5 protein-coding genes are annotated in these 13457 nt (G+C 57.2%); 1 reads left to right on the top strand and 4 read right to left on the bottom strand.

The features are described 5' to 3' along the window. From QEH53_RS17675 to QEH53_RS17690, 4 genes are all read right to left on the bottom strand, one after another. The coding region (locus tag QEH53_RS17675) for a hypothetical protein (protein WP_309024540.1) at window positions 1-7787 on the bottom strand (7787 nt) is incomplete at its 3' end. Between the two features lie 40 nt (window positions 7788-7827). After that, window positions 7828-9810: a tail fiber domain-containing protein gene (locus QEH53_RS17680; protein ID WP_309024541.1), complete on the bottom strand. Its 1983-nt coding sequence runs from the start codon at window positions 9808-9810 to the stop codon at window positions 7828-7830. 41 nt (window positions 9811-9851) lie between these two features. Beyond that, window positions 9852-11534 (bottom strand): hypothetical protein, encoded by a 1683-nt coding sequence (locus QEH53_RS17685; protein WP_309024542.1) that lies wholly within the window; start codon window positions 11532-11534, stop codon window positions 9852-9854. Continuing rightward, a complete protein-coding gene (locus QEH53_RS17690) occupies window positions 11531-12358 on the bottom strand; it encodes a hypothetical protein (RefSeq protein ID WP_309024543.1) in 828 nt (275 codons plus the stop codon). The genes QEH53_RS17685 and QEH53_RS17690 overlap by 4 nt, the downstream gene beginning before the upstream one ends. Window positions 12359-12776: 418 nt before the next feature. On the opposite strand from QEH53_RS17690, the gene QEH53_RS17695 reads away from it, so the two are divergent. Then, window positions 12777-13397 carry a hypothetical protein gene (locus QEH53_RS17695; RefSeq protein WP_309024544.1) on the top strand — a complete coding sequence of 207 codons (621 nt, stop codon included), beginning with the start codon at window positions 12777-12779 and terminating at the stop codon, window positions 13395-13397. Window positions 13398-13457 lie beyond the last annotated feature (60 nt).

Genomic DNA, 13457 nt, shown 5'->3' on the forward strand with positions numbered 1-13457 from the left:
AGCACCATACCGGAGGAGTAGATCTTGGTGGCGAAGCTGGATTGGGAGAAGGAGTGGTCGCCAGCGGCGAGTGGCCAGCCGAAGAAGTTGAGCCCTGGCTCGACGGTGGTCGAGAAGCTCAGGACGATGCCGGGGACGGCGCGGCCGTCGGAGCGAGCAATGTTCTCGGCGTAGATGGCGACATCCGGATCGTTCATCACGTTGCTCATGATGTGCTGCTCGAGTACTTGTTTCCAGAGCAGGTCGTCGTCCGGCGTGGCTTGGTCGGCGCGGATGCGGAAGAGCTCTTGGCGCAACGAGAAGAGAGTGCCGTTTTTATCTGGGTTGTTGAGGCCGAGGCGGCCTTTGGCTACGGCCCAGTCGTCGCGCAGTCCGCCGAGAATAGAGGAGAGTCCGGTTTCGCCGTTGCTCGCTTCGATCGGGTTTTCGCCGTCCCAGGCTCCGACGGAGTAGGTCTTGACGATGCTATCGATGAAGGCCTTGCCTTCCGGGGAATCGAGCAAGCCTGTTTCGTAGTCGTAGGCGCGGGCGGCGCTGTAGGCGTAGATCTGGGCGAGCGAGAAGAGGGATTTGTACTGGGAGAGCTCTTCGTTGCGCAGTTCGCGGAAAACGAGATCGCGAGAGCGGTATCCATGAATTACCGACGCGGCTCGTTGGCGGAAGGTTTCACGTTCTGAGAGGATGTGGTTGGCGTCCGCGTAGAGCTTGGCGACGCGTTCGTTGGCGCGTTGCAGTTCGGTCAAGCGAAGGGAGATGTCGAAGGCGGTGGCGAGCACTTGGTCGTAGAGACGTTCGAACTCAACTACGTGCTGTTTCGTCACCGAATCGAAGTTGTAGTTGTCGATGTACTCTTGGGCTTGGCCTTCGAGGTCGGCGGCTTCGGCTTCGAGCAAGGCGGACTTGGTATCAGCAGCCCAACCGAGCAGCTCTTGGGCGTAGGCGGCGGTGTTGCCCGAGAGGAGTGCAGCCATGCGGCCGATGGAGGTGGCGTCGTTGGAGAAGCCGACCGAGGTGGGAGCGGCTTCGGCTGAGGCTTCAGCGAGACCGCGAATGTAGTCGGCGGTGAGGGCGAAGGCGGCGGCGGAAGTGGTGAGCGTGAAGGAGGCTTTAGTCATGGCGGCAGCCTTGTCGAGATCGACGGCAGCGGCGTCATTAGCAGCCCCGAAGTCGTCTATGAATTCTGAATACAGCTGATAGTCGCGGTCGAAGCGACGGTTGAGCGTATCGAAGGTGTTAGCGGCAGATCGCAGGTTGATTTGGGCTTCGTAGGCGTCGAGCAAGGCTTGCTGGATTTCGCCAACTTGGCCGCGGCGACCGAGGCCGTTGGTGACGGTGTCCGAGAATTGTCCCAATGTAAACGGCGAGAGCTTGAAGGTGCGAGTGGCGTATTCAACCGGATCGCGCAAGCGATCGTAGGCATTGTCTACCGACCATTCGGTGAAGGGGTCGAAGTTGACAGGCTCGCGGAATTCGACGGTCACGTCGGAGGTTGTATCCACCAGAGCGGACGGACGATCGATGAAGTAGGAGTGGTAGAGGTCAGGACCGTCGTAACCTTGCTTGTAGAGCTTGCCAGGGCCGACATCGCCGGCGTAAGGGGTTCCGAAAAGGGTGATCAGTTGGTACTGGTAAGCGTCCTCTTGGCGCTGGATAGCGGCGTCGTAGTCGACGAGACTGTCGTTTTGTTGGCGAAGGAGATGGTTCATCTCGCCCGCTTGGTCGAAGGCGTTCTTGGCATTGACGGCGGCTTTGACGGCGCGGTCGTAGATTTGCTCGAAGTGGGATTTTCCAGCGGCCAGCTCGGTGGGAGAGATGTCGAAGGACATGGAGCCAGGGGCGAGGCCGAGCGGATTGACGTGGGCTTGCTCGCCCATGGAAAGGGTGAGGACCTTCTCGGCGCTGGTTACGAGTTCGTTAATCTCCGGAACGGTGGTACGATCAATTTTTTGGATACCTTCGTGCACGGTGTCGACGTCTGGCAGCATGGCGTTGGCGGCCACCCAATTGTAATAGGCACCTTGGAAGACGCGGGAAGACCACTCGTCGGTGCCCCAATGACGGGTTTGGCCGGTCGAGCTGTTGTACTTGCCGTCTTGCATGTGGTCCCAGCCTTCGTCCTCGTCGGAGATGTGAGCCTTGCGAGCGGTGAAATCGATGGTCTCGACGCCGGTACGAGCCAAGGCTGCTGCTGCGGCGGCGAACTTGCGTTCGTCTTGGTAGTCGACTTGCACGGTTTGGCCGAGGACAGAGACGCCTTCGGTGCTCGGCTTCCAGGTGTAGACGGGCGAGGTCAGCAATTTGTAGTAACCCTTGAGGGCCGTGAGGTAGTGTCCGTAGGCGTCGCCATGACCTTGTGGATACATGTAGTAGGCATCGCTGGCGTCTATGCTTCCGTCGGCGTAAGGGCCGTCCGCTTTTTCCTCGATGCCATAGTTGACCGCGTAGAACGGTTCGCCGGAGTTGATGCCATTGGTGTAGTTCCAGTAGAGGCGATTATAGGATGGAGTGGTGCGAGTGCCTGGGCTGAGGAAGTCGTCGCGACCTCGCAGAAGGGCGAGCGTTTCGTCCATGAGGTTGGCCATTTGTCCTTCGAAAGAGAAGCGGGCGGTATTGACGTCGACGGCTTCGCCATCGGCGTCGATGAGGATCGTCGGATTCTGGGCGTCGTCCCAGGCCTCATTGCCGAGGGTCATGTAGAGATCGTTTAGATACCCGGCCACCAGAAGCAGCGTGTCGTTAACGGAATCGGTGGTGATACCGGACTCGAGGCTCTGGCGTTTTACGCGGTTGAGCACAGTCTCGTAGATTTCGATCAGGCCGAAGTCGTCGATGTTTTCGAGGTTCAGCGCGACGTCGCCTTCCCAGCGTTTGCCGGCTTGGGTGAGGATGCTGACGTCGGTGCTGATCGGGTTGTTGTAAAGGTCGGTCTGGCGTTGGTTGAACGGATTGATGCCGTCCAGCACGCGCTTGACCCAGCTTTCCACCAGCACGGGTTGCGTCCAGCTACTCCAGGTATCTCCGGTGACGAGGCCCGCAGATTCCTTGGCACGGTAGCGCATGGTAAAGTAGGTATCGGAGAAAACGAGCAGCGGGTCACCGAGGGGCGAGCCAGCGGAGCCGCCGATGACGATGGAGTTGCTGAACGTGCCGTTGGGATGAAGCCAGGGGGAGCCGACGGATTCAACGAGGTCGGTTTTCGAGGGGACGTGTATCCGGAAATCAATGGCACTACTTGAGCCGCCCGCTGCTTCGGTGGAATAGAGGGCGATTTCGATGGTGTTTGTTCCGACTTCGAAAGCGTCTGGGGGGACTTGGAATTGGTAAGCTAGCCCGTCGTTTGCTAAGCCGCTGCGTGGGGACTGAGCGGGAAGGTTTCCGGGAATGCCGTAGCCGAAGGGAACTTGATAAGCGAGGGTGGGTTCTCCGTTGACGTAGAGAACAAAACCGTCGCTGAAACCGAGGTCCGCGCTAAAGATGACTTCGGAAGGGATTCCGTCGGAGAGGTCGAGTCCGGTTACGCTCTTGAGCATTTGGCCGGGCAGGAATTCGTCGACATCGTACTCGCTGTTGTTGATCTGGATGGATCGAGGGAGCGTGATTTCGGTTTGCGGATAGAGGAGAGCTGGTGGTGAGGTGTCGGGATCGGACAGCATCATCCAAGTATCCGTCGATCCTGCGGTGCCGATGGAACGGGTCTGGCCATAATTATAGATAGCGGGGCTCGCACCGTCGACGGGTAGCGTGTAGCTCCATTGGAATTCGAAGTTTTCCGGATGAGCCGCGAAGTCACCGCTGTGGCGAAGGGAAGTCTGCTCATCGAGGGGATTGGAGGCGGCGATTTTCTTGAGGTCGCCTTGGTAGAGCTCCGGCGTGACGCGGATGATCTGCATGTCGACCGGTTCACCCTGGGGCGTGAAGGCTTCGCCGTTGGCGAAAAGGAGGGTGACGTAGCCGCTGCCTTTGCCTAGAGCGGTGAGGGCGTAGCTGTCGACTGCTGTATCCGAATAGGTGATACTTGGAAGTTCGTCGCTACCGACGGTGGCGGTCTTCGAGGAGTCGACGATGTAGGTGCCGCGACTGTTGGGATTTTCAATGAAGGTCTCGACCGTGGTGGAGAGGGCATTGATAGCGGTATCCCATGCGATCTTGTGCGGATCGGCGCTGTCGACGAGGATTTGCAGAGCTTCCACGTCGTCGGGGCTGAGCGTATTCAGATTTAAGTAGTCCTCGCCGGCGATCTCGTCCTGGAATTCGCCGATGAGCACGAGCCCGCCGAGGTCTCCCAGCAGCGGATCGAAGTAGAAACGCTGCTGCAGGTGCGGCTGGGCGAGTTGGAAGTAGGTCTTGCCGTTCTTGCTGGTGGTCTTGAGCGAGACGGGCAGGGAGGTCATGCCGAGTCGAGAGTCGTTGATGAGGACGGACTTGGCTCGGGTCGCGTCGTGGAGGGTGACGCTCGGTGTCGCCTCGTTCGCGATCGATTGTTGGTAAAGAACGTGAGCGCTTGTTTGTCCGCGGACGGCGGGGAGGCCGCGTTTGGGCAAGGCGAGCGTTTCACCGACGGTTAAGGTCGGTGGGTTTTCTGGCCAAGTGGGGAAATAGCGGATGGTGAGGGAATCGCCGATGACTGGATCGCCGACGCTGTCGCCCTCTTCGTCGAAAGGACGTAGGAACGGGAGGACGGTGCCTGTTGCAGGTTGAACGCGATTTGGGAAGACGAAGTCTGGCCGCATGGTGTAGTAGAACTTCATGCCGAGGGCAGGGTGTCCGCCGTCGTGCGGTCCTCGGTAGACCCAAACGTAGCCCTTGCGATCCTTGAAGGTGAAAGGCGTGTAGGCCTCGGGCGCTTCAGTTGAAAATGGAGGATCTCCGTATCCGGATTCTGGAACGACTTCCGTGTTCTTCACGGAACCGTCGGCATCGACCGGGAGGGGAAGCAGTGGCAAGGGCAGCGGAGCACTTACGATGGTGCCGGCCGTAATGTCGTAGGCGAAGCTGTAGTTGGCGTTCTCGCGCAGGACTTCATAGACAGCCATGGCTGGGCGTTGGTCGGCGGGATCCGTGTATTGGATGAGGACGCGCGGAAGCGACGTGAAGGTTGAGCCGATGGTTGCTCCTTCGGTGAGGTTAAGGTCGTCACGCAAGGCGTATCCACGACCGCCGATCATGAGTGCGTGCTCTTCGTTCGGATTGTAGCCTGTTTGGCTGGGATCCGGCTGGTTGTAGATGGTTCCTTGGGATACGGCGCTGGAGAGGCTTCCGGTTCCTTGGTTGGAAGCCATGACGATCTGGTTTCGCAAGGGAACGTCGATGGAGAGGGTATCGATGCCGAAGGATTCGTCGTGCGCACCACTGTTGAGCGTAGACCCGAATCCGACGGTCAAGGTGCTGGCAATCGGTTCGGTGGCGGTGGCGGTAGCGACAATGCGTACCTTAAAGGCTTGGTCGTTCCAGCCGCGTCCGTGGAAGTTTTTGTAGCTGCCGGGCACGGGCACCATTAACCACTCGTAGCGGATGTTGCCGAAACTGGAAGTGCCAGAGATTGGATCGACTACCTCTTGGCCAGAGAAAGGAACGTCGATGACGCGGTTGCCGTTGAGGTAGACGCGGAAATTTTCCGTATCCCAGGAGTCAATACGGAGGAATCCGAAGGTGACTGTCGCTTGGTTAGCGTTGTTGCCCGCCATGGAGAAGGTCTTTTGCGTGGACGGCTGGGCGGATTTCGCGAAGGGTCCGAGGAAACTGCCAGGAACTCCGTCTATGACGCTGGTGGTGTTGTCGGTCCAGCCGGTTGCTCCCTCGTCAAAGGATTCCTTGTCGATGGAAAGGGAGGTGCGGTAGGCGACGTTGTAGCGACCGACTTTGGCGGTGGTGTAGAAGTCTGAGAATTCGGAGGAAGGTGCTTTGACTTTCTTGAACCACCAAACGGTTAATGGATTCGATTCGCCGGGCAATGCGTTGACGGGGATGATGGCTCCTTTTTCGGCTGCGGACACGCCATTCAGGAACGGATCGATGTAGGCTGTAGGTGAATACGAAGTGCCTTCGGCGATGTAGCCTGCGAGTGAATAGTCGGATGATGGAGGAGCGACGCGTTCGCCAACGTAGGCTGTACCCGTGAGAGCACTACCGCCATCGCCTTCTTCGAAGTCGTCTCGGTCGTCCGCTTGAGCGAGGAGGCGTACGTACCAGATGCCGCCGTTGTCGCCGGTAAATTTGAGGAGGGTGCGGTTGAGTTGGTCGCCCCCGCTGCCGAGATTGACGAGCAGGCGTTGGCTGACGGTGTCGAGAAGCGTTTCGTCGCCTGAGGGAGCGTCTTGGTAGATTATTGTTGGGATCTTGCCGCCTTCGAATTTCAAGCCGGTGCCTGTATCCACGGAGCTGCCACCCAGGCCGACGGTGTAGGAGGCGAAGTCGGTAACGTCGCTCGGCCAGAACTGGAGGTATTTGTTAAGATGCTTTGGCCAATCGATGATGAGCCCGGGCGATTCGCCTTCGGCGAGGTAGATGGAGGCGTCGTGGGATTCTAGCCAGTAGAATACGACGCGGTCCTCGATGTCGTTTTCACGTTCCGCGTAGTAGGCCAGCGAGCCGTCGGGGCGTGGGTTCGAGCCGTAGTAAGCGGTTTGGTCGGAAGAGCTGGTGGTGGTGACCGGAACGGCCAGGAGATTTTCGTCGGGAGTGGGGCGGATTTCTTCGCCCAGCATGACGGTGAGTGTTTTCGGTCTGGCTGCTTGCTCGACGCTGACGATGTCGGCGCCGATGAATTCATGCGTGCCATCGTCGCGCAACTCGCCGAGGTACTCGATGAGGATGCGGCCCACTTGATTGTAGGCGTGTAGTTCGCCTCGGCCGTTGTTCTTTTCGTACCAGAGGGTTCGCAGAACTTCGGTGGCTTCGGCGTTGGGATCGGCGGCGGAGCTTCCCGCGACGACGAACTCCTCGTCGACGGTTTCCGGGAAGACGTTGCTGTAGACCGGATTGACGGCGACGATGCGGCCAGACGGGATGTTTACGCGCGGGCCGTTGAAGCTTTTTTCCGTCCAGAAGATGGTGCGGACGGGGGTCGAGGTAGCGGAGGAAACGGTGAAGGTTTCCTTGTAGAAAATGTAGTTGTTGGTATCCGGATCTGGGATACTCGAACGCCAGGTGACGGACACGTTGCCCGGCTGGTTGGCGAAGACCCGTTTGGCGTGTGGGCTGTAGTAGTAATTGGAAAAGGCCCCTTCCGAGAGGGCGGGGACGGCGGCGGCTTCGCCGGTGCGGTAGTCGACGGTAGGGTTTCCGCTCGGATTGGTAAGGGATTCGGCGGGGCGGACGGGCTCGGCTCGCCAGAAGGTTTCGGGGTTGGCGATCTCGATTTGCTCGCCATCCGAATTGGTAATGAGAGTGGGTGGCGTAATTTGGTCGCCGAAAAAGTAGCGCGGCACGCCGGAAGCGAATCCGCCGCCGATGGAGGCGCGTTCGAGGATGACGCCTTCTCCGGATTCGATGCTGTTGGGATAACCGGTGTCCGTGTTGATGGGGCCGGCTGAGCCGCTAGCTTCGGCGACGTTGGAAAACTGTGGGGTAATGGTGGGCTCGCCGCTTGGGCTGGCGTTGGGGCCTAGGGGCGGGATGTGGTTTGTATTGTCTGCAGGGATACGTTGGCTGAGATTGTTGTAGGTACCGCTCTTGTTCTCGTATTGGGCGAGAAGGAGGGCGGACGGCGCGAACGCCAGAGCAACCGCTAATTGAATGAAGCGGATTAGGCCGAAGCGTGATCTACCAGTTTTGGGTATGCCTTGCATAACAATGAGGGTGGAGGTGACGAAGTGTCGCTCTGGACCCCTACTTGGCTGCTGTTAGCATTTGCTCGATGGCGGCGAGTCGTTTTTCCAGATCTGCAATCCTGGCGTCTTTGGCGGCGAGTTCATCATTGAGGCGTCGGGTGGACGCTTCGATTTCGGTCAGAAGGGCTTCCTTTTCCTGATCGCCGCGTTCTTTCAGTTCTTGGATCGCCTTGATTGCGATGGTGCCAAAAGCGGTGTAGCCAACGGTCAGGTGTTCTTCCGTTTGGCCGACGGGGAGCCCTGAGCTGATGATGTCTGGAAAGAGAGGCTGTACCTCCTGGGCAATCACGCCGAATTCGGAGACAGAGTCTTCAGCTTGGTCGCGCCACTGGAAGCGACGCATGCGGAGCTGGAGGACTCGATCTAGGACTGGCTCCGCGTCTTCGACGTTTTTCTTCAAGCGGGCATCGGAATAGAAATCCAGATTTGAGTCGCCATTGTATAGGAAGGTTCGCCAGCCGCTATTGTGGTTTGAGTTGTACACGTCGACAGAGACACCTCTATTGTCGTATCGGAAACGGGCGTACGAGGTTCGCCCGTCCATGGAGCCGACGACAGCGAGTGAGCCTCCTATCGTCAAATCAGCTTGAGAAGTATCCGAAGTATTGACACTGACTTTCCTGTTTCCGTAGACGTTGAGGACTTCGGTCATGCTGCTCGAGCTGCCGCGACCGATGGCTACTTTGCTGCCCGAGCCGGACGAGAAAATCTGAAGCGTGCCACTGGATATGCCGAAGCCGTACTTTTCGGAACTATTGGAGCCGTAAAGCGCAATCTTTTCGCCCACTGTGTCAGCAAAGCTGAGCGGAACTCCGGGGCTGGTATTGCCGATGCCGACTTTTCCGTTTGTGGATACGAAGAGGGAGTCGTTCTGGAGACTTGCTCCGTCTTTCCCGCCTAAAACTCCTGCACCGGTTTCGGCGTAGATTCCGTATTTGCCCCAGGCAGAGCCAACGCGCAAGCCGTTACCGTCGGACTTTTCAGAGTCCTTGAAGAAGTTGCGGCCAAAAGTGCCGTTGAAACGAACTCCCGCGACGTCGAGTTTCGCTACGGGGTTTGTGGTGGCGATGCCGACGTTCCCATTGCCTTTGATACGCATGGTTTCATGGAAGTTGCTCGAAGTGCCGTAGCCGAAGCCGATATCGGAATTACTGGAACTCGTGTAGAGCTGCATCATGCCGTTTTGGATTCCGAAACCGAAGTGGTTGCTGCCATTTCCATAGAGGGAGATCTTGTCGCCCAATGTGTTGGAAAACGTGAGCGGGAAATTCGGATTGCTTTGGCCGATACCGACATTTCCGCTGGAACGGTAGACGTTTGCGCCGCTGGTGTTCCAGAGGCCGATGCTGTTGGTGTCGAGCTTGGCGGCGGTGATGACGTTGTTTCCGATATCTGCGGTGGCGATGCTGCCATCAGCGATCTTGGCGCTGGTGACGGCGGAGGCGTGTATTTGGTTGGTGGTGACAGCGCTATCGGCGATCATGCTGGTGCTGACGGCACCATTGGCGACGGTTTCGGCGACTTTGGCACGGAGGGCGTAGGCACCGCTGACCAATTGCTGGCGAGGGGCGATTTCGGCGTCGACGGTGGCGCCGTTTCCGTCGTCGACGGTGATGCCGAGGTAGAGAGAGGTTGTGCTCGCAGCGTTAGTGATGTCGCTGAGCGACTTGTAAGGGGTGGTTGCTGGGGAGCTGGGTCCTGGAGATCCGGATACGCCGGTGCCGTTTCCGATGAGCACGCTGAATTCGCCTGCTGAGATGGTGACGGTCTGGGTTTCCGCATAGATGGCAGTGCCGCCTGTGGAGACTGTGTAGAAGCGGAAGGTGACGGTACGGTTAACCGGCGTGGCATTGCCGATGAGAGCGCCCGCGGCATCTGTCACGCGGCCTTGGTAACTCATGAGCGAAGGCACGGTATCGGCGTAAGTGGTGACGATTGAGAGACTCAAGAGCAGTCCGAGCAAAGTTGATTTAGCGTTCATAGAATTGGCGGGTTGTTTTTTGAAATTGGTTTGTTGGAGGATCAGTCTTCCGACGGCGTGAGATCGATGTCTGCAATCTCGGAGATGCGTCGCATGGCGAAGGTGCCGCTGACTTGGAGGGGCTGGCTGTTGAGGCCGGTAAGCGTTTCGGCGTAGGTGCCGCCGAGGACGGTGGTTCCCCAACCGGAAACAGAGGCCCCGCTGGGAGGTTCGTTCGTGAAAGTAAATTCGCAGGTGCGACCGATCGAGTAGCTCTCTTGTCCTTCCCCTAGCTTGAGGGCGAAGGAGGCATCTAGGTTGTCGTGGTCTGGGTGATACGAGTGGACGAAGGGGTTGGTGGGATCGTCGTAAGGGATAGAAATATTACAGGTGGCGGTGTCGCCGATTGCGACGGAGCCGGTGGCTGCGATGAAGGGAACGAGTGGCATTTGGGCGGCGAAGTAGCGCTGCGGCGATACGCCTGACTGAGCGTAACTTTGGATAGCGTCCTCGCTGATAGCGATTCCGCGTGGGTTGCCAGGCGAAGCGAGGGCGCCAACGTACGCTTGCGAGAGGAGGCGGGCGACGCCTTCGCCGTCAACGTGCATGAGGAAAATCAGCTCGAAGGGGCGGGAAGTGGTGGAGCCGGACGGATTAGGAGAGATGTTTACTACGTTGCTTACGGTTGCTTTGGAAAGCCAGAGACCCGCAGTGCTGGCGGCTTGAGCGCTCACAGGCAGCCGGACGTCGGTTAAGGAAGACGTATCGCGTATTCGTAATATGGATGCGTGATGGGCGTTTGAGTTCGTTAGTTCGCGGCGGTCGACACCGAAATCGAGGTTGGCTCTGCCTGAAGCCGGAAGGGTGACAGTGAAGGAGCCTTCAATCGGAATCTGATCGTAGGAACCGGTGGAGCTGTTGAATACGCGTCTGAATAGGGTGACGCTGCCGTTGATGCCAGGTTGGCCGCTTGGGGCTGGTACAGAGTTTTCTAGGTTGATGGTCAGCGTGAGGCTGGTGGTGGACCGATTGGTGACGCCAACTGTAATGGAATTTAGGGTACGCCCGAATGCGAGCCCGTCGTCGCTGGGTAGTTCGTATTCAAGGGGTGCGGTAAAGTTGCTGACGGTGGCGGTTTGAAACCAGTAAGCCGCTTGAGGGTCGATGGTTTCGGTGCTGGGCGAGACCTGTATGGGATTGGATGCATTTAGCGGTCCGCCTGTGTATTTGTAGATCTTGGACGAGGGAGAAAGTACGGTGGTGTTGGCTGATGGGAAGCTGGCAAAGTACTTGGAGAAGGTAGGCGTTTGGGAGAGAGCGGGAAACCCCAAGAAATTGGCTCCGGAGATTTGCCACGAGGCGGCGGGTGGAAGCGGCTTTTGCTTGAGGACTAGGGAGGTTGCTCCTTCGGAGTGTATCAGGTATGCGGAGTTTCCGATGAAGCGGGAAAGGGTTTGCTCGTTGGCGTCGCCGCGTTTCCAGATCGTCCACTCTTCGCTCTGGGTGGTTGGCAGTGAGGGCGAGGTGGTGAAGGTGACTTGGTCTGGATTTGGGTTCCATCTCCAGACGTCGGTGATGTTTGGATACGCTGAGAGAAGGTCGGAAACCGTCGCGTAGGATGCGTCGCCTGAGAGCCAGATACTGTTCCAGCCATCTGCTAGGGCATAGGTTTTGTTGACCCACTGGGCGTGGGTGTTGAGGGCGGTCGAGCAGATCGCGAGGAGGAAGAAGGCGGTCTTTTTCATCGAGAGATCAGACGGAAGAAGGAGTTCGACCGGCTGACGTACACATTAGTGACGCCTGTGGTCTCGGAGCGCAGGGTGGTGTTAGTCGCGGTGTCTTGTTCTGCCGCGCTGACTGCGAAGGGAAGAGGCGTCCAGGTAACCAGATCGGATGAGGCCTCAAGCCGGTAGATGCGGCCGAAAATCGCGTAGAACTCCAGTCGCATATACTCAGACCCGATCTCCTTTACTTTGAGTTCAAGGGTTGTCGTGTGGTCGTCTGTGTAGGTTCCGGCAGTGTAGTCTGCCCAATTGCTGATACCGTCATTGTTAAAGTCGCTGTCGCGATCGATCAGTGACAAGTCCCACCCGTCTAGACCCGGCTGATAGCCAGCGATGTGGAGTTGAGACTCTTCCCACGAATCGGGAAGTCCGTCGCCATCGGAGTCGACTCCGAGCGTGAGATCCAGTCTCCGACGTTCGGCTGGATTGCCAACGACGGGAGCTTGAGCGATTTCGAGAGGATAGAAAAGTTGTCCTCCAACGTTAATGGCGATGGTGAAAGCGTCGTCGGGCCGGAGGGCGATTGAGCTGTAGCTGCCTGTGGCGACTCGCATCATATCGATGCGGAGGCGTAATTGGTAGTTGTGGTCGGCCTGTCCAGGATTTGTAAGACGCTCGCGTAGTATTTCTTTGTCGCCTTGGTATAGAATGACCGAGGCGTCTCCTGCTGGAATAAGATCGCCGTAGGCGTCGCGGACGTCGCCGTAGATCGTGTAGTAAGGTGCGGGCGGAAACGCCCATGCGGGGGAGATCGTTGAGAGCAGTAGGCCCAATAGGACTACCAATCTGCCGCAGTTGCGGAGATTGCTCAGATTTGGGCTAGGTAAGTTAGTGGAGTTCAATCACTCCCAAAACGGCGAAAATACTCACGAGTTGAGGAGTTTCATTGTCGCTCGCGAGAATTTAAAGTCATGGCAGGGGACACCGCCTAGGTGATCGGTGCAGCCTCTTCTTACCGTATCGAGGATTTTTGGCGGGTATCCTTCCTTTTCGTGAATGATGACAGTGCCGGCATTGATGCGGCGGTTTGGTATCTGTAGATGGTTATGTTTCGGTTAACGTTCTTCGAATTCCGACAAGGTTCTTAAGGCTCTCGATTCGATAAAGTTTGGGGTTTGACCAGGTACAATCGGTCGCGCCATAAGATCTGCGGTTCTCGTCCTCATTCGGGGATTTTATCGTTTGTATTCCAACCTAGCGATTATGAAATACCCCCTTTTGCTATCTCTGTTACTAGCATTCACGACGATCGGCCTGCCATCGTTTGCTCAAGAGTCCCAATCCGACGAGTCGGATGCGGAAGAGTCGAAGGCAGAGGAAGGGAATAAGGAAAAAACGATCGCTGAACTTACCGAGGAGAGCGATCTGAGCGAAGGCCTTTTCGATTTCTACCGAGACCGGAAAACAGGTAAGGTGCGACTGCTGCTTACCGAAGATGATCTGGACAAGGAATACTTGTATTTTTCTTATGTTGAAAACGGTGTAGCTGAAGCTGACTGGGCAATACGAGGAGCCTATAAGATCCAAACCGCTAAGGTTTTTGAGATTCGGCGTTTTTTCGACCAGATCGAATTCGTCGAAAAGAATACCAGCTATTACTTCGACTCGGAAAAAGCGATTTCCCGAGCGTCTAATGCGAACGTTTCCGACTCCGTTTTCTACCAAGCGAAAATCGAGCAAGAAGACGAGGAAACCAAGGAATTACTCTTAGATGTGGACGGTCTATTTCTTGGCGAATCGTTTTATCAATTTTCTCCAGCGCCGGATCCCGATAAAAAACCACATGAAGTTTTTTCCATGGGTAAACTTAGCAAGGAGAAGTGAAAGATACGGGAGATTAAGAACTACCCTTCGAATACAGATGTGATCGTGGAATATGTCTAC

The organism is Pelagicoccus sp. SDUM812002, from assembly GCF_031127835.1.
Classification (GTDB): Bacteria; Verrucomicrobiota; Verrucomicrobiia; order Opitutales; family Opitutaceae; genus Pelagicoccus.